Annotated in this window: 13 protein-coding genes; 2 read left to right on the top strand and 11 right to left on the bottom strand. The window is 71.2% G+C overall.

Annotated elements, in window-relative coordinates:
- Positions 1–58: 58 nt before the first annotated feature.
- The 8 genes from HNR67_RS43425 to HNR67_RS11370 all read right to left on the bottom strand — a co-directional run bounded on the left by HNR67_RS43425 (position 59) and on the right by HNR67_RS11370 (position 17,654).
- A complete protein-coding gene (locus HNR67_RS43425) occupies positions 59–9,238 on the bottom strand; it encodes a type I polyketide synthase (protein ID WP_221489850.1) in 9,180 nt (3,059 codons plus the stop codon).
- 69 nt (positions 9,239–9,307) lie between these two features.
- Complete coding sequence (locus tag HNR67_RS11400) at positions 9,308–10,351, bottom strand: ketoacyl-ACP synthase III family protein (protein WP_185002011.1); 1,044 nt, start codon at positions 10,349–10,351, stop codon at positions 9,308–9,310.
- 30 nt (positions 10,352–10,381) lie between these two features.
- Positions 10,382–11,572 carry a cytochrome P450 gene (locus HNR67_RS11395; protein WP_185002010.1) on the bottom strand — a complete coding sequence of 397 codons (1,191 nt, stop codon included), beginning with the start codon at positions 11,570–11,572 and terminating at the stop codon, positions 10,382–10,384.
- A gap of 104 nt (positions 11,573–11,676) precedes the next feature.
- Positions 11,677–13,938 carry an ATP-binding cassette domain-containing protein gene (locus tag HNR67_RS11390; RefSeq protein ID WP_185002009.1) on the bottom strand — a complete coding sequence of 754 codons (2,262 nt, stop codon included), beginning with the start codon at positions 13,936–13,938 and terminating at the stop codon, positions 11,677–11,679.
- Between the two features lie 85 nt (positions 13,939–14,023).
- Entirely contained in the window at positions 14,024–14,326 is a 303-nt protein-coding gene (locus HNR67_RS11385; RefSeq protein WP_221489848.1) for an antibiotic biosynthesis monooxygenase family protein, read from the bottom strand.
- A 76-nt stretch (positions 14,327–14,402) separates the two neighbouring features.
- On the bottom strand, positions 14,403–15,854 hold the full coding sequence (locus HNR67_RS11380) for an NDP-hexose 2,3-dehydratase family protein (protein ID WP_246492499.1): 1,452 nt from the start codon (positions 15,852–15,854) through the stop codon (positions 14,403–14,405).
- Positions 15,855–16,110: 256 nt separating this feature from the next.
- Positions 16,111–16,932: an NmrA family NAD(P)-binding protein gene (locus HNR67_RS11375; RefSeq protein WP_185002007.1), complete on the bottom strand. Its 822-nt coding sequence runs from the start codon at positions 16,930–16,932 to the stop codon at positions 16,111–16,113.
- Between the two features lie 71 nt (positions 16,933–17,003).
- Positions 17,004–17,654, bottom strand: coding sequence for an FMN-dependent NADH-azoreductase (locus HNR67_RS11370; protein ID WP_185002006.1), 651 nt, complete (start codon positions 17,652–17,654; stop codon positions 17,004–17,006).
- A gap of 184 nt (positions 17,655–17,838) precedes the next feature.
- Here HNR67_RS11370 and HNR67_RS11365 point away from each other — a divergent pair, with 184 nt between their 5' ends.
- Both HNR67_RS11365 and HNR67_RS11360 read left to right on the top strand, forming a co-directional pair.
- The gene (locus HNR67_RS11365) at positions 17,839–18,801 is read left to right on the top strand and encodes an NAD-dependent epimerase/dehydratase family protein (protein ID WP_185002005.1); all 963 of its coding nucleotides are present in this window, start codon (positions 17,839–17,841) and stop codon (positions 18,799–18,801) included.
- 1 nt (position 18,802) lies between these two features.
- Positions 18,803–19,921, top strand: coding sequence for a DegT/DnrJ/EryC1/StrS family aminotransferase (locus HNR67_RS11360; RefSeq protein ID WP_185002004.1), 1,119 nt, complete (start codon positions 18,803–18,805; stop codon positions 19,919–19,921).
- A gap of 67 nt (positions 19,922–19,988) precedes the next feature.
- On the opposite strand, the gene HNR67_RS11355 is transcribed toward HNR67_RS11360, so the two are convergent.
- The 3 genes from HNR67_RS11355 to HNR67_RS11345 form a co-directional block, all read right to left on the bottom strand.
- Positions 19,989–21,131, bottom strand: a complete 1,143-nt coding sequence (locus tag HNR67_RS11355; RefSeq protein ID WP_185002003.1) for a glycosyltransferase — start codon at positions 21,129–21,131, stop codon at positions 19,989–19,991.
- A 62-nt stretch (positions 21,132–21,193) separates the two neighbouring features.
- Entirely contained in the window at positions 21,194–21,997 is an 804-nt protein-coding gene (locus HNR67_RS11350) for an ABC transporter permease (protein ID WP_185002002.1), read from the bottom strand.
- Positions 21,994–23,004, bottom strand: coding sequence for an ATP-binding cassette domain-containing protein (locus tag HNR67_RS11345; protein ID WP_185002001.1), 1,011 nt, complete (start codon positions 23,002–23,004; stop codon positions 21,994–21,996). The genes HNR67_RS11350 and HNR67_RS11345 overlap by 4 nt, the downstream gene beginning before the upstream one ends.
- Positions 23,005–23,113: the final 109 nt, after the last annotated feature.

The following is a 23,113-nucleotide window of genomic DNA, read 5'->3' as shown; positions in this document are numbered from 1 at the left end:
GGCTGTTCGGGGCGGGCCGGATCGCGCTGGTTCGGGCAGCGCGATCCGGCCCGGCGCCTCAGTCCGCCCGCACCTGCTCCAGAAGATCCGCGAACTGTTCCGTGAGGTGCCCCAGAGGGTGCTTGGACTCCCCCGCCGCGGTGAGGAGTTGGCGGAGGTGGTCGATGGCGGCCAGCAACGGGGTGTCCGGGTTTGGTTCGGGGATGGCGAGTTGGTCGAGGAGGTGGTCGGCCAGTTCGGCGGCGGAGGGGTACTCGAAGGCGATCGCCGTGGGGAGGCGGAGGGTGGTGGCCTTGTTGAGGCGGTTGCGGAGTTCCACCGAGGTGAGGGAGTCCAGGCCCAGGTCGTCGAAGGGGTGGTCGGGGGTGATGTCGGCGGGGGTGTCGTGGCCGAGTACCGCGGCCAGGTGGGTGCGGACCAGGTTGGTGAGTAGGTGTTTGCGGTCGGGGGTGGGGAGGGGGAGCAGGCGTTCGGGCAGGGTGGCTTCGGATTGTGGTTGGGGGGTATGGGTTCTGGGGTGGGGGGTGGGGGTTACCAGGCCGCGGTAGAGGGTGGGGAGGGTGGTGGCTTGGGCTTGCAGGGCGGACTTGTCGAGGGGGGTGGTGATCACTACTGGTTCGGCAAGGGACTGGGCCGCTTCGAGGAGGGTGAGGCCTGCTTCGGGGGTGATGGGGACGAAGCCGTTGCGGGTCATGCGATCCAGGTCCGCCTGGGTCAGGTGGCTGGTCATGCCGGTCGCCTCGGACCACAGGCCCCAGGCGAGGCTGGTGGCGACCTGGCCTTGGCGGTGGCGGTGGTGGGCCAGGGCGTCGAGGAAGGTGTTGGCCGCGGCGTAGTTGGCCTGGCCGGGGGTGCCGCTGGTGCCTGCGATGGAGGAGAAGAGCACGAACGAGGTGAGGTCGAGGTGCTGGGTCAGTTCGTGTAGGTGCCAGGCGGCGTTTGCCTTGGGGCGCAACACGTTGTCCAGTTGAGCCGGGGTGAGGGCGGTGGTCATGGCGTCGTCCAGGACGCCTGCCGCGTGCACGATGTCGGTGAGCGGGTGGCTGGGTGGGATGTCGGCCAGCAGGGTGGCCAGGGCCGCTCGGTCGGACAGGTCGCAGGGGGTGATGGTGACCTTGGCGCCGAGGGTGTGGAGTTCGGTGGACAACTCGGTGGCGCCGGGGGCCTGGGGGCCGCTGCGGCTGGCCAGCAGGAGGTGGATGCCTGGGTGTTGGGTGGCCAGGTGGCGGGCCACCCTGGCGCCCAGGACGCCGGTGCCGCCGGTGATCAGGGCGGTGCCGTGGCTGGTGGGTGGGATGGTGAGGACGACCTTGCCGACGCCCTTGGCCTGGGACAGGTGGCGGAAGGCCGCATTGGCGCGGCGGATGTCCCAGGTGGTCAGGGGGGCGGGTTGCAGGACGCCCTTGTCGAAGAGGGTGAGGACCTCGGCGAGGATGTCGCGCAGGCGGTCCGGGTCGGCGCCGGGGAAGTCGGCGTCGGTGCGGGCCAGGGTGGTCAGGTCGAAGACCCGGTAGGTGATCCCTGGGTGGGCGGACTCGACCTCGGCGGTGGCGCGGATGTCGGTCTTGCCCATCTCCAGGAAGCGGCCGCCGGGGGTGAGCAGGGTCAGGGAGGCGTCGATGAAGTCGTCGGCGAGGGAGTTGAGCACCACGTCGACGCCGGTGCGGAACCGGTCGCGGAAGTCCAGGGTGCGGGAGTTGGCGATGTGGTCCTCGGGGATGCCGAGGGCACGCAGGGTGTCCCACTTGGCGGGGCTGGCGGTGGCGTAGACCTCGGCGCCGAGGTGGCGGGCCAGTTGCACCGCGGCGATACCGACTCCGCCGGCGGCGGCGTGGATCAGGACCGACTCGCCGGGCTGGAGCTGGGCCAGGTCGACCAGGCCGTAGTAGGCGGTCAGGTACACCAGGGGCACGGCGGCGGCCTGGGCGAAGGTCCAGCCGTCCGGGATGGGGGCCAGCAGGCGGCGGTCGGCAACGGCTTCCGGGCCGAAGGCGCCGTCGAAGTAGCCCATCACCCGGTCGCCGGGGGCCAGGTCGGTGACGCCTGGGCCGGTTTCCAGGACCACGCCCGCACCCTCGGCGCCCATGGTCACGTTCCGCTCCGGCACCATGCCCAGGGCGATCAGCACGTCGCGGAAGTTCAGGCCCGCTGCACGTACCGCGAGCCGGACCTGGCCCGTGCCAAGGGGTTCCGTGACACGGGGGACATCCACCAGTGCGAGGTCGTCGGGGGCGGTGTGCGTCACCGGGACCAGTCGCCAGTGACCGGTGGCGGGTGGGGTGAGGGTGTCGGTGACCGCGGGGGCCAGCCTGGGCACCTGGATCGCGCCGTCGCGCAGGGCGAGCTGGGCCTCGCCGGTGGCCAGTGCGGCGGGCAGGGCGCGGGTGGAGGAGTCCCGGCCGTCGGTGTCCAGCAGCACCAGGCGGTCCGGGTTCTCGGTCTGGGCACTGCGGAGCAGGCCCCAGACGGCGGCGGCCGAGGGGCTCACCTGTTCGGCGTCGGTGGTGGGCATGGCCCTGCGGGTCAGCACCACCAGGCGGGAGGCGGCGAAACGCTGTTCGCCCAGCCAGTGCCGCAGGGTGGTCAGCAGCTCGCGCAGCACGGTCGCGGTGTGCTCGACCGGGTTGGTGTCGTCGCCGGTGATGGGCAGCAGCACCGTGGCCGGGACGGGGTTCGCGGCGGCGAGTGCGGTGAGGTCGGGGTGGGTGGTGATCGTTCGGCCGAGGGCGGCCGGGGTCAGTGACTCGTCCTGGCCGAGGAGGGCCCAGGTTTCGGCGGTGCTCGGCGGATTGGTGGCCGCGATGGTGGGCCAGTCCAGGCGGTACAGGCCCTCCGGCCGGGCGGGGCGCAGGCCGGTGGCGGTGATGGGGCGCAACAGGAGTGAGTCGATCGTGGCGATCAGGCCGCCGGCGTGGTCGAGCAGGGTGAGTGCGGCGGAGACCGAGTCGGCGGACTCGGTGTTCAGGCGCAGGCGGACCCTGGCCGCGCGGGCGCCGAGGGCGTGCACGGTGACGCCGGTCCAGGCGAAGGGCAGCACGGCCGGGTGGGTGCCCTCGGTCACGCCGAGCAGCAGCGGGTGCAGGGCGGCGTCCAGCAGGGCGGGGTCGAGGACGAACTCGCCGGTCAGGCCGCGGCGGGGCGGCAGTTCGACCTCGGCGAGCAGGTCCGTGCCCTGACGGGCCAGCCGGCGCAGGCCGCGGAAGGCCGGGCCGTAGGCGTAGCCCTGGTCGGCGAGCCGGGCGTAGAACTCGGCCAGGTCGATCTCCGTGCCGCTGTCCGCCGGCCAGTCCGGTGTGCCGGCCGGCGCGGTGTCGGCGGAGAGCACCCCGGCGGCGTGCCGGGTCCAGGGTTGGGTGGGGTCCGGGCGGGAGTGCACGCTCAGCGTGCGGCGGCCGGACTCCTCCGGTGCGCCGACCACCACCTGCACGTCGACGCCGCCCTGCTCGGGCAGGATCAGCGGTTCCAGCAGGGTCAGCTCGTCCACCCGGGGGCAGCCGGTCCGCTCCCCCGCGCGCAGCGCCAGGTCCAGCAGCGCGGCCCCTGGCAGGATCACCGCGTCCAGCACCCGGTGGTCGGCCAGCCAGGGGTGGGTGTGCTGGGCGAGTCGGCCGGTGAGCAGGGTGTCGCCGCCGGTCGCGCTGTCCACGGTGGCGCCCAGCAGCGGGTGGTCGGCCGTGGCCAGCCCGGCCCCGGCGAGGTCGCCCGCGCCGGAGCGGGCGGTGAGCCAGTAGCTCTCCCGCTGGAAGGCGTAGCCGGGCAGTTCGGCCGGGCGGGCGCCGGTGCCGTCGAACACCGTGGTCCAGTCGAGCGGGACGCCGTGGGTGAACGCGGTGGCGAAGGCGGTCAGCAGCTGGTCCAGGCCGCCCTGATCGCGCCGCAGCGTGCCGGTGACCAGGGCGTCCGCGCCGAGGTCGTCGACGGTTTCCTGGAGACCCACGGTGAGCACCGGGTGCGGGCTCATCTCCAGGAACGCGTCGTACTGCTCGGCGAGCAGCGCCCTGGTGGCCTCCTCCAGCCGCACGGTCTGGCGCAGATTCCGGTACCAGTAACCGGCGTCGGCCTCGTGGTCGGTCAGGAACCGCCCGGTCACCGTGGACAGCAGCGGCACCAGCACCCGCCCCGGCTCGATCGGCGCGAGCAGGCCGGCCAGTTCCTCGCGGACCAGCTCGACGTGCGCGGAGTGCGACGCGTAGTCCACCGGGATCCGGCGGGCCTGCACGCCGGCCGCGGTCAGCTCGGCGAACAGCTCGTCGAGGGCGGTGGCGTCGCCGGAGACCACGGTGGAGGACGGTCCGTTGACCGCGGCCACCGAGATCCGGCCGTCCCCTGTGGACAGTCGCTGATCGACCTCGGCGCGCGGCAGCGGGATGGAGACCATGCCGCCCTTGCCTGCCAGCGCGAGCAGGGCCTTGCTGCGCAGGGCCGCGATCCGGGCCGCGTCGGCCAGGGAGAGCGTGCCTGCCACGTACGCGGCGGCGATCTCGCCCTGGGAGTGGCCGAGCACCGCGGCGGGTTCCACCCCGTGCGCCCGCCAGAGCGCGGCCAGGGAGACCATCATCGCGAACAGCGCGGGCTGGACCACGTCCACCCGGTCCAGTTCGGGCGCGCCCGGTTCGCCGCGGACCACGGCGAGCAGCGACCAGTCCAGGTGTGGGGCGAGGGCCTGTGCGCAGTCGGCCATCGCGGCGGCGAACACCGGGGAGGTGGCCAGGAGTTCCCTGGCCATCCCGGCCCACTGGGAACCCTGGCCGGGGAAGACGAACACGACCTTGCGCCGCTTGGCCGGGGTGTCCGCGGTGATCAGGTTGGTGGCCGGGGCGCCGGTGGCGAGTGCGGTCAGGCCGCCGGTCAGCCGGGTGCGATCGCCCAGCAGGACCGCCCGGTGCTCGAACACCGCGCGACCCGAGGCCAGCGACCAGCCGATGTCCACAGTGGACAGACCTTCGGTCGTGGCACGCAGTCGTTCCGCCTGTGCGCGCAGGGCTTCCGGGCTGCGGGCCGACAGCACCCAGGGCAGCACCGCGGGTTCGCCCTCGGTGGTCGGGGCTTCGGGTTCGGGGGTCTCCTCCAGCACGACGTGCGCGTTGGTGCCGCTGATGCCGAAGGAGGACACCCCGGCCCGCCGCGGCGCGCCCTCGCGCGGCCAGGGCTGGGCCTCGGTGAGCAGGCGGATGCCGCCGCCGGACCAGTCCACCAGCGGGGTCGGCTCGGTGACGTGCAGGGTGCGCGGCAGCACGCCGGCGCGCAGGGCCTGCACCATCTTGATCACGCCGCCGATCCCGGCGGCGGCCTGGGTGTGGCCGATGTTGGACTTCAGCGAGCCCAGCCACAGCGGGCGGTCCTCGGGACGGTCGCGGCCGTAGGTGGCCAGCAGCGCGTCCACCTCGATCGGGTCGCCCACCCTGGTGCCGGTGCCGTGCGCCTCCACCACGTCGACGTCCACAGTGGACAGTCCGCCGTCGGCGAGGGCCCGCCGGATCACCGCCTGCTGGGCCGCGCCGCTGGGGGCGGTCAGGCCGTTGGACGCGCCGTCCTGGTTGACCGCGGATCCCCGCACCACGGCCAGGATCCGGTGGCCGTTGCGGCGGGCCTCGGACAGGCGTTCCAGCAGCACCAGGCCCACGCCCTCGGCCCAGCCGGTGCCGTCGGCGGCCGCGTCGAAGGCCCGGCAGCGGCCGGTCGGGGACAGTCCGCGCAACCGGCTGAACTCCAGGAACGCGCCGGGCGAGGACATCACCGTGACGCCACCGGCCAGTGCCAGCGAGCACTCCCCCGAGCGCACCGAGCGCACCGCGTTGTGCAGGGCCACCAGCGAGGAGGAGCAGGCCGTGTCCACGGTGACCGCGGGACCGGTGAAGCCGAACTGGTAGGCCACCCGGCCGGAGGCCACACTGCCCAGGTTCCCGGTGTAGAGCAGGCCTTCCAGGTTCTCCGGCATCCGGTCATAGCTGGGTCCGTAGTCGTGGTACATGAGTCCGGCGAAGACCCCGGTGTCGCTGCCGCGCAAGGATTCCGGGTCGATGCCCGCGTGTTCCATGGTCTCCCAGGCGGTTTCCAGCAGCAGCCGCTGCTGCGGGTCCATGGCCATGGCCTCCCGAGGGGACAGCCCGAAGAAGGCGGGGTCGAACTCGTCGGCCTGGTGCAGGAAACCGCCCTGGCGCACCGCGGATTTCCCGGCCTGGGCCGGATCGGCGTCGAAGAGGTCCATTGGCCAGCCGCGGTTGTCCGGGAAGCCGGAGATGGCGTCCACCTCGTCGGCGACCAGTCGCCACAGCTCCGCCGGGGAACTCACCCCGCCGGGGAAACGGCAGGCCATACCGACGATCGCCACCGGCTCGTCCACCTCGGCGGTACGGGCCGGGGCGGTGTTCGCCGCGGTGCCGGTGAGCGCGGCCAGCAGGTGCCCGGCGAGGGCGTGCGGGCTCGGGAAGTCATAGACCAGGCCGGTGGGCAGGCGCAGGCCGGTGGCCGCGGCCAGTGCCTCGCTCAGGCTCACCGACATCATCGAGTCGAAGCCGAGTTCGGAGAACGGCGTGCGCAGCTGGACGGGCGTGCCACCGGCGAGGCCCATGGCCACCGCGACCTGGGTCGAGACCAGGCCGGCGACCGCCTTTTGACGCTCCACAGTGGACAGACCGGTGAGTCGTCCGGCGAACCCGGTCTCGACTGGAGCCGGTGTCGCCTCGGCGGTGTCCAGCCAGTGCCGGTCCCGCTGGAAGGCGTAGGTTGGCAGTTTGACCCGGTGTCCGGCGCCCGCGCTGAAGCTGTGCCAGTCCACTGCCGCACCGCGCACGAAGACCTGGCCGAGCGCGGTCAGGAAGCTCTCCCGTTCCGGCTTTCCCTTGCGCAGCACGGCGGCCGTGATCCCCCCGGACTCGGGCAGGCAGCGGGCGGCCATCGGGGCCAGCACGGCGTCCGGGCCCAGTTCCAGGAAGGTGCCCACGCCCGCGGTCCGCAGTGCGAGCACCGCGTCCAGGAAGCGGACCGGCTCGCGCACGTGCCGCACCCAGTACTCGGCGTCGGGCGCCACCGGTTCGCCGGTCACCGTGGAGATGATCGGGATTCGCGGTGGGTAGTGGGTGAGTCCGGCGCAGACCGCGCGGAACTCGGCCAGCATCGGTTCCATCAGCGGCGAGTGGAAGGCGTGGCTGACCCGCAGTGGCCGGGCCCGGTGCCCGCGCGAGCGCAGTTGTTCGACCACCACGCTGACCGCGGTCTCGGCGCCGGAGAGCACCACCGCGTTGGGGCCGTTGACCGCGGCGATGCCCAGCCGGTCCTCCTGCCCGGCCAGCAGCGGCAGCACCTCGGCCTCCGGGGCGAAGACCGCGACCATGGCCCCGTCGGGCGGCAGCGCGCCCATCAGCCTGCCGCGGGCGGCCACCAGGGTGCAGGCGTCGGCCAGGGAGAGCACACCGGCCACGTGCGCGGCGGCCAGTTCGCCGATGGAGTGCCCGGCCAGGAAGGCCGGGTCGAACCCGCGGGAGCGGACGAGCTGGAACAGCGCGACCTCCAGCGCGAACACCGCGGGCTGGGCGAACTCGGCCCGGTCCAGTCCCTCGCCGGAGTTGATCACCTCGCGCAGTGAGCGGCCCAGCAGCGGGTCCAGCTCGGCGCACACCTGGGCGAAGGCCGCGGCGAACTCGGGGAACGCCTGGTACAGCTCGCTTCCCATGCCGGGCCGGTGCGCGCCCTGGCCGGTGAACAGCACCGCGGGCACGCCCTCGGCGAGCCGGCCGCGCACCACGCCGGGTGCGGGCCGGTCCTCGGCCAACTCGGCCAGGCCGACGAGCAGCTCGTCGCGGTCGGCGCCGAGCACCACCGCGCGATGCTCGAACAGGGTGCGGGCGCCGACGAGTGCGCGGCCGACCGCGGCCGGGTCCAGTTCCGGGTCGGCGAGCACGAACTCACGCAGTCGCCCGGCCTGGGCGGCCAGTGCGGCCTCGGTCCGGCCGGACAGCACCCACGGTCCGGCCGAATCGCCTTGGCCGACCAGGGTTTCCGGTCGCGGCCAGTCGGTGACGACCAGGTGGCAGTTGGTGCCGCCCATGCCGAAGGAGCTGACCCCGGCCACCAGCGGCCGATCCGGGCTGGGCCAGTCGCCGAAGTCCTGCTGTACGGCCAGGTTCAGCCGGTCCAGGTCGATGGCGGGGTTGGGCTCGCGGTAGTTCAGGCTGGCCGGGATGCCCCGGTGCCGCACGCTCAGCGCGACCTTGATCAACCCGGCGATGCCCGCCGCGCCTTCGAGGTGGCCGATGTTGGTCTTGACCGAGCCGACCTGCAACGGCGGCCCGTCCCGGCGGGCGCCGAGCACCGCGCCCAGTGCGGCCGCCTCCACCGGGTCGCCCGCCTTGGTGCCGGTGCCGTGCAGCTCGACGTACTGGGCCGCACCGGGTTCCAGCCCGGCGTAGGCGTAGGCGGCGCGCAGCACCTCGCCCTGGGCCTGTTCGCTCGGCACGGTCAGACCGGTGCCCGCGCCGTTGTTCACCGCGCTGCCGCGGATCACGCAGTAGATGTCATCGCCGTCGGCGATCGCCCGTTCCAGCGGCTTGAGCAGCACCGCGCCGCCGCCCTCGCCGCGCACGTAGCCGTTGGCCCTGGCGTCGAAGGTGTAGCAGCGGCCGTCAGGGGACAGCCCGCCCCAGGCGGCCGAGATGGCCGCGGTCTCGGCCAGCAGGGCCAGGTTCACCCCGCCCGCGATGGCCAGTTCGGACTCGCCGTGCCGCAGGCTCTCGCAGGCCAGGTGCACCGCGACCAGCGAGGAGGACTGCCCGCTGTCCACCGCCATGCTCGGCCCGTGCACGCCGAGGAAGTAGGAGAGCCGGTTGGCCAGGATGCTGCGGTGGATGCCGGTGGTGGTGTGCTGCGCGGCCTGCTCGGCCTGCCGGTAGGACAGCTGGGCGTAGTCGTCCCAGATGGCGCCGACGAACACGCCGAGCCTGCTGCCCGCGACCGTGCCGGGCACGATCCCGGCGTCCTCCAGGGCCTCCCAGCCCAGTTCCAGCATCAGCCGCTGCTGCGGGTCCATCGCGGCGGCCTCGCGCGGGGAGATGCGGAAGAAGGCCGGGTCGAACGTGTCGATCTCGTCCAGGAACGAGCCGAACTGGCCCTCGGCCGGCCACCGCCGGGACGGCACCTCGCCGATGGTGTGCTGCCCGGCGCGGAGCAGCCGCCAGAACTCACCAGGAGCCGCGGCCCCGGGAAAGCGACAGGAAATGCCGACGACGGCGATGCCATCCATATTGGTGTCTCCACAGTGGCGGGGGAAAAGCCGTTGTGGCGACGGTAAAAACCCCAACCGGACTACGACTCAAGAACCACTGATCCCCAGCGAGGGCATGGGTTCCTCGATTTCCACTACAGCACAACCCCAGCTGTATCCCGCACCGACACTGACCAGCACGCACTTCTCCCCCGGTTTGACCGCGCCGGTGCGCACCAGGTGGTCCAGACCGGCGAACTGATCGCCCGCGCCCAGGTGGCCGACGGTGCGGCCCCAGTCCCAGGCGGTGCGCGCCTGCTCGATGCCGAACCGGTCGTAGTACAGCGATTCCAGCCGGATCCGGCCGAAGTTGGGCAGGATCACCCAGTCCGCCTCGGCGAGTTCGAGTTCGGCCTCGGCCAGCGCGTGCTTGAGCACGGTGGTCTGCCCCTGCGCCACCCGGCGCAGCGCGAAGGACATCCCGTGCTTGCGGTTGAACGACTTGGTGACCTCCTCGAAGCCGATCGGGCTGCGGTGCGACAGCGGCGCGTCGCCGAAGGGGTCCTCACCGCGGTGCGAGGGTTCCAGCTCGGGGTCGGCGAAGGTGGCCAGCGAGCGGAGCCGGGCGAACCCGCCGCGCCGGGACAGCACCACCGCCGCGCCGCCGTCCCCGTACGGCGTGCCGGGATCGGCTCGCCAGCGGTCGAAACCGGGTGGGCAGTACCGGTCGCCGGTGGTGATCAACGCGTCCCGGCGGCCCGGCCCGGCGAGCAGGTAGGAGGCGGCCAGGTCCAGTGCGGCCAGGCCGCCGTTGGACATCTGCCGGATCTCGATCGCCGGGCACTGGTTGCCGACGGTCTCGCGCTGGATGTAGGAGGCCACCGCCCAGACGTCGTGGCCCTGGTAGTAGGTGTCGGCGTGCAGGATCAGGTCCACGTCACCGGGTCCGGACCCGGCGGTGGCCAGCGCGGTCCGCGCGGCCAGCACGGCCATCTCCGGCGCGGACTCCCCAGCCGAGACCGCCACCGCGTCCATGCCGGTGCGCTCGGGCAGCATCGCCGGGCACTCCCCCGCGGCCACCGCCTCGGCCAGCGTTCGTCTTGGCGGCAGCCAGGATCCGGTGCCACGCAGGTAGATGTCGTCAAATCGCACCGGGCACCTCCGGCCGGTCGGCTAACGGGCTCACCAGGTGACCTTGAGTTCCCACAGGCCGTAGACGATCGCGCGCTCCTTGGCCGGGATCTTCTCCACCGGGTCCACCAGTCCCAGGGTGGGAATCCGCTCGAGCAGCCGGGACAGCACGACCTCCAGCTCCAGCCGGGCCAGGTCCGCGCCGATGCACAGGTGCGCGCCGTAGCCGAAGCCGATGTGCCTGCGGCTGCCGCGGGTGATGTCGAACTCGTCCGGGCGGTCGAACTCGCCGGGATCGCGGTTGGCCGCCTGCAACAGGCAGAGGATGCCCTCGCCGGCGCGGATGACCTCGCCGCCGAGTTCGATATCGGCCAGCGCGACCCTGGGCACCGCGAGGTCGCCGAGGCTGAGCCAGCGCACCAGCTCCTCGATCGCCGGCTTGAGCAGCTCCGGGTCCGCGCGGAGTTTGGCCAGCTGGTCGGGGTGGGACAGCAACGCGGCCACGCCCATGGTGATGTGGTTGGCGGTGGTCTCGTGGCCGCCGTTGATCAGCATCCGGCACATGTGCACCAGCGAGGTGACGTCGAAGTCCTCGTTCTCGGCGCGGTGCTCGGCGATGGCGCGGCTGATCAGGTCATCGCCGGGGGTGGCCATCTTCTGGCGCACCAGCGTGTCCAGGTACTGGGCGACCTCGACCATGGCGGCCTGGCGTTCGGCGTGCGAGGAGCTGCCGCCGAAGAGGTTCTCGCCGTGCTTCTGCAGGAAACCCTGGTCCTCGCGGGGCACGCCGAGCAGCTCGCAGATCATGATCATCGGCGCCGGCAGCGAGACCAGCTGGTGCAGGTCCGCGCCGGGTCCGGCGGCCAGCAGCTGGTCGATGCACTCGTCGGTGTTGCGCTCCAGCGCGCCGCGCAGCTGCCGCACCTGGCGGTGGGTGAAGGAGGCGGCCACCTTGCGGCGGGAGTTGGTGTGCTGCGGCGGGTCGTAGGCGATGAAGGAGGTGTCGGTGCGGAACTCCGGCGGCGCCTCGAAGTAGAACGGGTAGCCGGGGTGCTTGCGCGAGGCGCTCACCCGCGAATCGGTGAGCAGCTGCCTGGCCTCGGCGAAGCCGGAGACCAGCCAGGCGTCGATGCCGGTGGCCAGCCGCACCTTCGACACCGGCCTGGCGCCGATGATCTCCTCGTACCGCGCCGGCGGCGAGAACGGGCATTTCCGCTCGTAGGGAAAGGTTTCTGCGGCCATCGGTGCCCCCGGATCGGCTTGGGTCCTGGATCGGCCGAAGCCTCCCCGGGGCACCTTGGAGGCCAGTGGAACCGAACTAGAGCGGTTCCGCCGCCTCGACTCGATCAGCCCTCGAGATACCTGCGCAGATGCTCGCCGGTGGCCGATCCGTTGGCGGACAACAACTCCCGCGGGGTGCCGGTGAACACCACCTGGCCGCCGTGCTTGCCGCCACCCGGCCCGAGGTCGACCACCCAGTCGGCCTGGCGCACGATGTCCAGGTTGTGCTCGATCACGATCACCGTGTTGCCCCGGTCCACCAGCCGGTTCATCAGCGCCACGATGGTGTCCACATCGGACAGATGAAGGCCGGTGGTCGGCTCGTCCAGCACGTAGATGTTGCTGCTCCCGGCCAGCTGACCGGCCAGCTTCAACCGCTGCCGCTCACCGCCGGAGAGCGTGCTCAGCGCCTGGCCCAGGCTGATGTAGGCCAGCCCGACGTCGAGCAGCCCGGCCAGCCTGCCCGCGATCTCCGGCTCGGTGAAGAACTGCACCGCGTCCTCGGCGGTCAGCTCCAGCACATCGGCGATGGTCTTGCCGCGCAACCGGTGCGCCAGCACCTCCGGCTTGAACCGGCGGCCGTCGCAGGACTCGCAGTGCATCCGCACCGGGTCCATGTAGGCCAGTTCGGTGACCAGCTCGCCGCGGCCCTTGCACTCCTCGCAGGCGCCGGCGGAGTTGAAGCTGAACAACCCGGCCGGCGCACCGCTGGCCTTGGTGAACAGCTTGCGGATCGGGTCCATCACGTCCAGGTAGCTGGCCGGGGTGGACCGGGAGGAGGCGGTGATCGCGGACTGGTCGACGAAGATCGTGCCAGGGTATGCCTGCACGAACGCCTCGGCCACCAGCGAGGACTTGCCGGCGCCCGCCACCCCGGTGACCGCGGTGAGCACCCCGGTGGGGAAGCTGACCGAGACGTCCTTGAGGTTGTGCAGCGAGACGTTGTCCACCGGCAGCTTGCCGGTGGGCGTGCGGAAGGTGTCCTTGAGCGAACCGCCGCGGCGCAACGCGGTACCGGTGCGGGTACCGGACTCGCGCAGCGCCTCGTAGGGACCGGCGAAGACGATCTCGCCGCCGTGCACGCCCGCGCCGGGGCCGACGTCGACCACGTGGTCGGCGATCTCCATCACGTCCGGGTCGTGCTCGACCACGACCACGGTGTTGCCCTTGTCCCGCAACGCCCGCAGCAGGTCGTTGAGCCTGCCGACGTCCGCCGGGTGCAGGCCGGTGCTGGGCTCGTCGAAGATGAAGGTCATCCCGGTCAGGCTGCTGCTGAGGTGGCGCACCATCTTCAGCCGCTGCGCCTCGCCGCCGGAGAGCGAGGAGGTCGCCCGGTCCAGCGAGAGGTAACCCAGGCCGATCGAGGCGATCCGCTCCAGCGAGGTGCGCACGCTGCGCGCGATCGGGGTGGCCACCGGGTCGTCGATGGCGTCCAGCACCGTGATCAGCTCGCTGACCTCCATCCGGGACCAGTCCACGATGGTGCGGCCGTCGATGGTGGCGGCCAGCGCCTCCGGGTTCAGCCGGGCGCCACCGCAGGCGGTGCACTCGCCGAGCTGGATGAACTGCTCCAGCGCGGCCCGCTTGCGTTCGCCGAGCGAGCTGAGGTCCCGGTTGAGGTTGGTCCGCACGAAGCGGTCCACCAGGCCCTCGTAGCTCAGTGAGCTGGAGCTGTTGGCGGTGCGCACGGTGACCTTGCCGCCGCTGCCGTGCAACAGCATGTGCCACTCGGACTCGGTGTAGTCACCGAGCTTCTTCGCGGTGTCGAAGTGCCCGGAGTTGGCGTACTGCTGCCAGTCCAGGCTGCCCACCTTGTGATTGGGCAGCAGGATCGCGCCCTCGTCCAGTGACCTGGTCCGGTCCACCATGCGGTCCGCGTCGGCCTGCCGCTGCTGGCCGAGGCCCTCACAGGCCGGGCACATGCCCTGCGGGGCGTTGAAGGAGAACATGAACGGCGGGTGCGACGGCGTGGCGTGCCGGGAGAACAGCACCCGGATGACCGAGTAGATGTCGGTCATGGTGCCCACGGTGGAACGGGCGTTGCCGCCCACCGGCTTCTGGTCCACCACGACCGGCGTGGTCAGGTTCTCGATGGCGGCCACGTGCGGGCGCTGGTACTTCGGCAGCTGGTTGCGGATGAACCAGTTGAACGTGCCGTAGAGCTGGCGCCGGGCCTCCACCGCCAGGGTGTCGAACACGATCGAGGACTTCCCCGAACCGGAGACGCCGGTGAACACCGTGATCTTGTTCTTCGGAATGCGCAGCGAGACGTCCTTGAGGTTGTGCTCGCACGCGCCGACGATGCGGATGTCGTCATGATCGGTCACGCGCGCACGGTAGTGCCGGCCGCTCAAGCCGCGCTTGAGCCGCCTGTGGGATACCCGTGCGCCCGCGACCGCCGGTCGACCGGCCTCAGCCCTGGACGCGGTGGCGGTCCTGGTAGAGGTCGGAGGTGCTCACCGCGAGCTGGCGCAGCGCGCCCACGTGCGAGCCGAACTCCGGGTGCGAGACCGCCGCGCGCAGTGCCTTGGCGTCCTCCCAGAGCGCGATGTTCACGTACTGCTGCGGGTCCTCGGTGTGCCGGGACAGCGTGTAGCCCTTGATCCCCGGCTGGTCCGCCATGAACTTCGCGACCTGGGCGAAGGCCCGCTCGAACTCCTCCGGGTCGCCCTTGACCGTGAAGCGGTTCACGAAGGTCACGCCACCGTTGCTCATGTCGATCTCCATGGGAGTGCGGATGGTGCCTGGTGAGGCGGAAGTCTGCGGGCGCGCCCTCGAACCCGGATCGAACTCAGCCGGACAGCCCGTGCAGGCAGGCGATCAGGCTGCGTGCCTGCACGTTGATGTAGTTGCTGTGCCGCAACAGGTCCACCAGCTGGGCCAGGGTCAGCCAGCGGTAGCCGGGGTGCTCTGGTTCGAAGTCCTCGGCCACCTCCACCACCAGGTACCGGTTGCGGGCGTGGAAGAACCGGCCGCCCTCCTCCGAGTGCACCGCGTCGAAGCGGATCTGGCTGTCCTCGGCCTCCAGCACGGTGTCCAGGAAGGCGGGCCGGGCCTGCGGCGGCAGCGCGTCGTAGTTGGACACCGAGCACTGCACGGTCGGCGCCAGCTCGATCACGTCCACGTAGCCGGGCTCGGTCTTGGCCTGGGCCAGCAGGTGCAGCACGCCGTTGATCCGCTTGGCCAGGAAGGCCACCACGCCCTCGTCGCAGGGCTCGATCATGGGCTGGCTCCAGGCCCGCACCTCGCGGCCGGCCGCGGTGACGCTGACCCCGATCACGTTGAAGAACAGCCCGCTGTCGTGCCGGATCCGGCCGTCCTCGTGCCGCCAGTCGCTGACCTCGCGCAGCGGGATCAGCTCCACCTGGCAGAGCTGCTGACTGCGCACCTCGGTGATCCAGCTGAGCACCTCGGCCATGCTGTGCCTGGCCGCGGACTCCACCGAGTAGGAGCGGATGAGCGCGGCGGTGAACTCGGTGCGCACGTCCTCGAACAGCGGCAGCAGGTCGCGGCCGGCGAAGGGCATGCAGGACAACACGGTGCGCGCGTCCATGTTCACCAGGTCGTCCACCGCGAGCAGCTGGTGCAGCTGGCCGAGGGTGAGCCAGCAGAACCCCTCCAGCAGCTCCACCTCCTCGCTCACCTCCACCACCATGTTGCGGTTGCGCTTGCGGTGGAACCAGGAACCCTGCTCGGACTGCCGGACGTCGGCGAGCACCCGGTGCGCCTCGGTGTCCCGGAAGTACTCGAGGTAGGGCACGGCCGAGCCCTGGTGCACCCTGGTGTAGTTGCTGCGGGTGGCCTGCACGGTGGGCGAGAGCTGCAGGCCGTTGCAGTTGCCCGGCTCGATCTTGGCCTGCATCAGGCAGTGCAGCACGCCGCCGAAGCGGGCGACCAGGATGCCGAGGATGCCCACCTCGGGCTGGTTGATGATCGGCTGCTGCCACCAGGTGACCGGGCCGCCGGGCACCACGACGTCCAGGCCCTCGATGGAGAAGAACTTCCCGGAGTCGTGGCCGATGTTGCCGGTCTGCCCGTCGACCCGCCAGCCGCTGAGGCTGTCCAGCGGCACGGCGCGGACGTCCATGTGCGAGCGCCGCTTCTCATCGGCCATCCAGCGGTGGAAGTGCTCCAGTTCGGCGATGCGGCCGGAGCGGGCCAGCACGGATCTCGCGATCAGCTCGGCGGGCTCATCGGCCAGTAGGGCTCCGGCCGAGCGGGCGGTCCGGGAATAAGTGGTCAAAGCGGCCTCCAGATGGCTCTGGTCGCAGGGAAAGACACGCAGCCCGCAAGCCACATCGTGTTGCGCGGCTCATATGTTCAATTCCTGGACTCAACGCCGCCTGTATTCGCACTCGAATCCCGCACGTCAAACGTTTGACAAAAAATTGCCGTAGAAATGCCCGTCAAATCGATGCCGTGCCTGGCAATGAAAAAAGGGCCCCGGCCCCCGGTGGCGGTCAGCCACCCTGGCACCGGGGCCCTGGCCCCTGCCGCGCTCAGCCGCCGAAGGCCGCCGCGTTCTCCCGCACCCACTGCGCGAAGGTCCGCCCCGGCTTGCCGGTGACCTGCTCGACCGTGGGCGCCACGGTGGCGCCCAGCTCCGGCGGGTTCTGCCGCATGCCGAGGAAGAACCCGATGTCCTCGGCGGAGTAGCCCTGCGCGCGCCACTGCTCGATGACCTCGGCCTCGGTCAGGTCGACGTAGCCGATCTCCCGGCCGAGCACCTCGGCGATGATCCGCACCTTCTCCGGCGGGGTGAGCGCCTCGGGGCCGGTCAGCCAGTACTCCTTGCCGGTGTGACCGTCGCTGGTCAGCACGGCCGCGGCCACCGAGGCGATGTCCGCGTCGTGCACCACGGCGCTCTTGACGCCGGAGAAGCCCTCCCGGACCAGGCCGTCCTTGGTGATCGACTCGGCCCACTCCAGGGTGTTGGACATGAACTCCACCGGCCCCAGGTAGGCGTGGTCCAGCCCGGCCGCCGCGACCGCCGCGTCCAGCGCGCTGGGCTCCACATCACCGCGGAGCACGGTCACCTTGCGCACACCGGCCTGCTTGACCAGCGCCATGATCTCCGCGCCGTTGAACAGCGGCACGTAGTTGTCGCCGAAGCTGATCAGGTGCGCGGCGGTGACGCCGGTGAACACCTCGGCCAGGCTGTCGGTGTTGTCCAGGTTGCCTGCCACCACCTCGACACCTGCCGGCAGATTCGCCTTCGCCGGATTGCGGGTGAGCGCGCGAACCTGGTGTCCAGCCGCCAGCAACTCCTCGACAAGCGGACGACCGACGTTGCCGGTGGCGCCGGACACGAAAATGGTCATGGATTACCCTTCTCCAGTTATTCGGAAACCATGGGAAACAACGGAAAATCCGGACGCGGAATGGCGTCCGGTCAGGCCTGCGTCAGGCTCTCGGCCACCTGCTGGGCGCGCTCGGCCACCGCGGTCTCGGCCTGCCGCAGCGAGGCGAAGCCCTTGGCCTGCTCGGCCGGGTCCTTGGCGGTGAACGCGGCCAGCGTGTGCTCGACGGTGATCAGCTCCAGCTCGTAGCCCAGCACCTTGCCCAGCACGGTGCGCAGGTACGGCGCGCAGTGGTCCATGTCGGCATCCGGCGAACCCTCGCCGTAGCCGCCGCCGTAGGCCAGCAGCACGGTGGCCGAGCGGCCGCCCAGCGGCTGGTGGCTCGGGTCGTAGGGCAGCGTGCGGCCCAGCACCAGCGACTGGTCCAGCCACGCCTTGAGGTTGGACGGGATGGTCCAGTTGTACATCGGCGCGCTGATCAGCAGCGCGTCCGCGGTCAGCAGCTCGGCCACCAGCTCCTCGTGCAGCGCGGCCGCGGCCTGCTGGCGTTCGGTCTGCGGCGGGGACATCAGGGTGAGCACCGCGTCGATGTCGGGGTGCGGCACCGGATCGGCGGCGAGGTCCCGGTAGGTCACCGTGCCCTCCGGGTGCTCCTTCTCCCACACCGCGCGGAATTCCGTGGCCAGCTTGCGCGAGACCGAGTGCACGGAGCTGGACGAATCGATATGCAGCAGCTTGGCCACTGGGCACCTCTCAGGTACGCCGCGGGCACGCGCCGGACGGCGCGCTCCTGGCCGTGCGACCTTCTCCGGTTCCGCTCGAACCACGTCGGAGCCCGGCTCGGCGTCGGGCGGGACTTGAGTCAGCCGTGACCGCCCCCGTCCACGATGCGGCCGAAGTGCCAATTCGCAGCGGAGGAAGGACGCCATGTCCGCTAACGGCAGCGCGGTGGTCCTGGGCGGTACGGGATTCGCCGGACGGCACGTGTGCGCGGAGTTGCGCCGCCGTGGCTTCGACGTCGTCGTCGTGGCCCGGAAACCGCCCGATCACGAGCCGGCAGGCCGGTTCCTCGCCCTCGACCTCGGCCAGCTGAGCGCCGGGGAACTGGCGCGGGAGCTGGAGGTGATCGGTCCGAGGGTGATCGTCAACGCGGCAGGCAGCAGCTGGGGCCGCACCGAGGAGCAGATGTGGGCGGCGGTGGCGCCACCCACGTTCCGGTTGCTGGACGCGCTGGCGCTGCTGGCCGAGCGGCCCCGGCTGGTGCAACTGGGTTCGGTGCTGGAGTACGGCCAGGTGCAGGCGGGCACCACGGTCGGCGCGGCCACCGTGGCCCGGCCCACCGGCGCCTACGGCATGGCCAAACTGGCCACCACCCAGGCGGTGCTGAGCCAGACCCGCACCGGCCGGCTCACCGGCATGGTGCTGCGCATCGCCAACCTGGCCGGACCCGGCAGCCCGGAGGTCAGCCTGCTCGGCCGGGTGGCCGGCCTGCTGCTGGGCGCGCAGGGGCAGCGGGCGGTGATCGAGCTGGATCCACTGCTGGCACACCGGGATTACGTGGACGTGCGCGATGTGGCCGACGCGGTCGCGGCCGCGGCGCTGTCCCCGGTGTCCGGCCGGCTGGTGGACATCGGGCGCGGCCAGAGCTTCCCGGTGCGCACCCTGGTGGAGATGTTGATCACCTGCAGCGGGCTGCCCGCGGTGATCGTGGAGCGGCCGGGATCGGCGATCCGGCACTCCACCGAGGAGTGGTCCCAGGTGGACATCGAACCGGCCGAGCGGTTGCTCGGCTGGCGGCCGCACCGCTCGCTGACCGAGGCGGTGGAGGCGTTCTGGCACGAGTTCGTCCAGCGACAGGGCAAGACAAACGCGAAATGGAGTGCGGTCTGACATGACTACCTACGTGTGGGACTACCTGCCCGAGTACGAGGCCGAGCGGGCGGACCTGCTCGACGCGGTGGAGACGGTGTTCCGCTCCGGCAAACTGGTTCTCGGCCCCAGCGTCAGCGCCTTCGAGCAGGAGTTCGCCGCCTACCACGGCCGGTCGCTGTGCACCGGGGTGGACAACGGCACCAACGCGGTCAAACTCGGCCTGGAAGCCCTCGGCGTCGGCGCGGGCGATGAGGTGATCACCGTGTCCAACACCGCCGCGCCGACCGTGGTGGCCATCGTCGGGACCGGGGCCACCCCGGTGTTCGTGGACATCCGCGAGCAGGACTACCTGATGGACGTCGACCAGGTGGCCGCGGCGATCACCCCGCGCACCAAGGCTTTGCTGCCGGTGCACCTGTACGGCCAGTGCGTTGACATGGCGCCGCTGCGCGAACTCGCCGCCCAGCACGGCCTGGCCATCCTGGAGGACTGCGCGCAGGCGCACGGCGCGCGCCACCACGGCGAACTGGCAGGCACGATGAGCGATGCCGCCGCGTTCTCCTTCTACCCCACCAAGGTGCTCGGCGCCTACGGCGACGGTGGTGCGGTGCTCACCGCGGACGCCGCCATCGACGAGCAGATGCGGCGGCTGCGCTACTACGGCATGGAGAAGACCTACTACGTGGTGCAGACGCCGGCGCACAACGCCCGGCTGGACGAGATCCAGGCGGAGATCCTGCGCCGCAAGCTGGGCAGGCTGGACGAGTACATCGCGGGCAGGCGCGCGGTGGCCCGGCGCTACGAGGAGGGTCTCGGCGAGCTGGCCGAGCGCGGATTGGTGCTGCCCAGCACGAATCCGGGCAACGAGCACGTCTACTACGTCTACGTGGTCCGCCACCCCGAGCGGGACCGGATCATCGAGGCGCTCAAGCAGTACGACATCTCGTTGAACATCAGCTACCCGTGGCCGGTGCACACCATGTCCGGCTTCGCGCACCTGGGCTACGCCAAGGGTTCGCTGCCGGTGACCGAGCGGCTGGCCGAGCAGATCTTCTCGCTGCCGATGTACCCGGCGCTGCCGGAGGACCTGCAGGACAAGGTGATCTCGGCGGTGCGCGAGGTGCTGCTCGCACTGTGACCGGGCACGAGGAAAGGGGCCACCCGGTGATCGGGTGGCCCCTTTCCGTTGTGGGGAGCGGGTTTTCTCAGACGAGCTTCTCGATCTCCTTGACGATCTCGGCCGACGGGGTCAGCCCGGCGATCTCCCGGGAGATCTCCTGCGCGCTGGCCCGGTAGCCGGAGTCGCCCAGGATCTTGCTGATCGCCCCGGCCACCTCGGCCACCGGCGGGTTGTTGCCGTCCAGGGTGATCGCCGCGCCCCGCTCGTCGACCCGGCGCACGGACACCGCGGAGGTGGGGATCTCCGGCAGCACCACCTGCGGCACCCCGGCGTTGAGCAGGGTCATCACCGTGACCCCGCCGCCGTGGTGCACCACCAGGTCCGCGGTCGGCGCGACCACGTCCAGCGGCACCCAGCCGGCCTTGATGTCCGGGAACTCCGCGCGCAACTGCTGGGCCACCGGCTCGGTGGTCGCGATGACCACCTCGACCGAGCCGTCACTGAGCGCGGGGTTGGCCAGCAGCGGGCGGAAGAAGTCCGCGCCCAGCGCGGGCACGAACTTGCTCCGCGAACCCGAGGTGATCACCACCCGCGGCTTGTCCCCCTTGGCGCACATCCACCGCTCCAGCCCGACCTGCTGGTTGCCCGGCGTCCAGCGCATCAGCCGCGCGGGCACCGCGTCGTCCGGGCGCAGGCTGGGCGGGGTGATGTCCACGAACAGCTCGGCCTCCGGCAGCGCGGACAGGCCCAGTGCGGACAGCTCCGGCTCCAGCTCGGCGGTGGCGGCCTGCCAGTCGGTCTCGGCCCGGTCGTAGAGGGCGTAGGTGTGGCTCACCAGCGGCAGGCCGAGCTGCTTCGCCACCAGCTGGGCGTGGTGGTTGTACTCGCCACCGATGATCACATCCGGCTTCCAGGTCCTGGCCAGGGCCAGGGTTTCCTGGTGCGCCGCCGCGGAGAGCCTGCCGAAGCCGCGGCCGATGAAGTCGAGCTGGGCGGTGAAGTCCTCCGGGATGGGCAGTGGATCGCCCGCCCGGTCCTTGAGCATCGCGTCCGCGATGCCCACCGGGGTCACCGCGTAGGCGGGCAGACCCACGTGGGCGATGAGGTCGCGGTTCTCCTCGGGGCAGGCGACGATCACTTCGTGCCCCGCGGTGCGGGCCGCCCACGCCAGCGGGATGCCGGCGTGGACGGGAGCCGAGCCGCCCCCGGTGATGAACAGGAATCGCACAGTTTCTCCTTGTGCATCAGGGACCGGGAGCCACGGCCGCACCGCGCCCAGCGGTCCACCAGCTACTTGCTGACGGCCTTCGTGTACCGGCGGATGGCCAGCGGGACGAAGATCGCCAGGATCAGCGCCACCCAGAGCAGGGAGGCGGCGATCGGGTACTGCAGTGGCAGCACTTCAGGCGCCACCCGGCCGGGCGGGATGTTGCCGAAGAGCTGCCGGCATGCCTCGACCACGGCCGAGACCGGGTTCCAGTCCGCGACCACCCGCAGTGCGGGCGGCAGGACCTCGCTGGGCACGAAGGAGTTCGAGATGAAGGTCAGCGGCAGCAGCACCATCAGCATGATGTTGCCCAGCACCTCCGGCGATTTGATGGTCAGGCCGATCGCCGCGGTGATCCAGGACGCCGCGTAGGCGAACAGGAACAGCAGCAGGTAGCCCAGCACCGCGTCCAGGAAGGAACCGCGGATCCGCCAGCCCATCAGCAGGCCGGTGATGGACATCAGGATCATCACGATGACGTTGTTGAGCGCGTCGCCGTTGGTCCGGCCGACCAGTACCGCGGCCTGCGAGATGGGCAGTGAGCGGAACCGGTCGACCAGGCCCTGCTTCATGTCGTAGGCGATGCCGGCCCCGGTGTTGGAGGCGGTCATCAACATGGTCTGGGCCAGGATGCCCACGATCATGAACTCCCGGTAGTTCGCCCCCTTCATGTCGATCGCGCTGCCGAAGACGAACCCGAACAGCAGGGCGAAGGCGATCGGCGCCGCACTGGAGAACACCACGATGTCGGGGTTGCGCAGGCTCTTGAGGAAGCTGCGCTTGCTCAGCGTGAGGCCATCGCTGATCGCGCTGGTGACCACGTTCACTGGACCTGCTCCTTCACCTTGCCGCGGACCTCGTCGCCAGTGCTGGTCTTGCCGGACTCGTACTCCTCGGTGCCGCTCTCCCCGGTCAGGGCGAGGAACGCCTCGTCCAGGGTGGGCCTGCGCACGTTCGCGCCGACCAGGGCCACACCGGCGTTGTCCAGCAACCGGATGCTGGCGATCAGCGCCTCCGAGCCGGTGCTCACCGGCACGATCACGTGGTTGGCCTGCTCGTCCACGGTGATCTCGCCCTGGGCCAGGCCTGCCAGCGCCTGCCGGGCCGCGGGCAGGTCGGCCGCACTGGCCACGGCCAGTTCCAGCCGCTCGCCGCCGACCTTGGCCTTGAGCGCGGCCGGGGTGCCCTGCTCGATCACCTTTCCGTGGTGCATCAAGGTGATCAGGTCGGCCAGCTGGTCGGCCTCCTCCAGGTACTGGGTGGTCAGCAACAGCGTGGTGCCCTCCCGGACCAGTTCGGCGATCACCTCCCAGAGCGCCATCCGGTTCTGCACGTCCAGACCGGTGGTCGGCTCGTCCAGGAACAGCACCTCGGGTTTGGCCACCACCGCGCAGGCCAGGTCGACCCGGCGGCGCATGCCACCGGAGTAACCCTTGACCTGCCGGTCGGCCGCCTTGTTCAGGTTGAACCGCTCCACCAGCTCGTCGGCCCGCCGCTTGGCCGCGGGCCCACCGAGGTGGTACAGGCGGCCGATCATCTGGAGGTTCTCCCTGGCGGTGAGGTCCTCGTCCACCGCGGCGTACTGGCCGGACAACCCGATCCGGCGGCGCACCTTGACCGCGTCGGCCACCACGTCCAGTCCGGCGACCGAGGCCCGCCCGGAGTCGGGACGGAGCAGGGTGGACAACACCCGCACCATCGTCGTCTTGCCGGAACCGTTGGGCCCCAACAAACCCATCACCGTGCCTTCCTGGACGGCCAGGTCGATCCCGTCCAGTGCGATGGTCGAGCCGAAGCGCCTTCTCAAGCCCTCGGCGACGATCGCGTCCGTCATCACTCCTCCATCACCTTGCGAAACATGTGATCGCGTAGGCAGACCACCGGTCGGTGGTTCGTGCTGTCACGGTTGGGCTCGTCGTCGAGGCGAGCCCAGTCTGGGTCCA

The organism is Crossiella cryophila (genome assembly GCF_014204915.1).
Taxonomy (GTDB): Bacteria; Actinomycetota; Actinomycetes; order Mycobacteriales; family Pseudonocardiaceae; genus Crossiella; species Crossiella cryophila.
Note: the sequence above shows the minus strand (reverse complement) of the source record. Positions and strands in the feature narration are given on the sequence as shown.

Coding starts and splice junctions, on each gene's coding strand:
- HNR67_RS43425 (WP_221489850.1), bottom strand. CDS start 9,238: ATGGATGGCATCGCCGTCGTCGGCATTTCCTGTCGCTTTCCCGGGGCC.
- HNR67_RS11395 (WP_185002010.1), bottom strand. CDS start 11,572: ATGGCCGCAGAAACCTTTCCCTACGAGCGGAAATGCCCGTTCTCGCCG.
- HNR67_RS11385 (WP_221489848.1), bottom strand. CDS start 14,326: ATGAGCAACGGTGGCGTGACCTTCGTGAACCGCTTCACGGTCAAGGGC.
- HNR67_RS11375 (WP_185002007.1), bottom strand. CDS start 16,932: ATGACCATTTTCGTGTCCGGCGCCACCGGCAACGTCGGTCGTCCGCTT.
- HNR67_RS11365 (WP_185002005.1), top strand. CDS start 17,839: ATGTCCGCTAACGGCAGCGCGGTGGTCCTGGGCGGTACGGGATTCGCC.
- HNR67_RS11360 (WP_185002004.1), top strand. CDS start 18,803: ATGACTACCTACGTGTGGGACTACCTGCCCGAGTACGAGGCCGAGCGG.
- HNR67_RS11345 (WP_185002001.1), bottom strand. CDS start 23,004: ATGACGGACGCGATCGTCGCCGAGGGCTTGAGAAGGCGCTTCGGCTCG.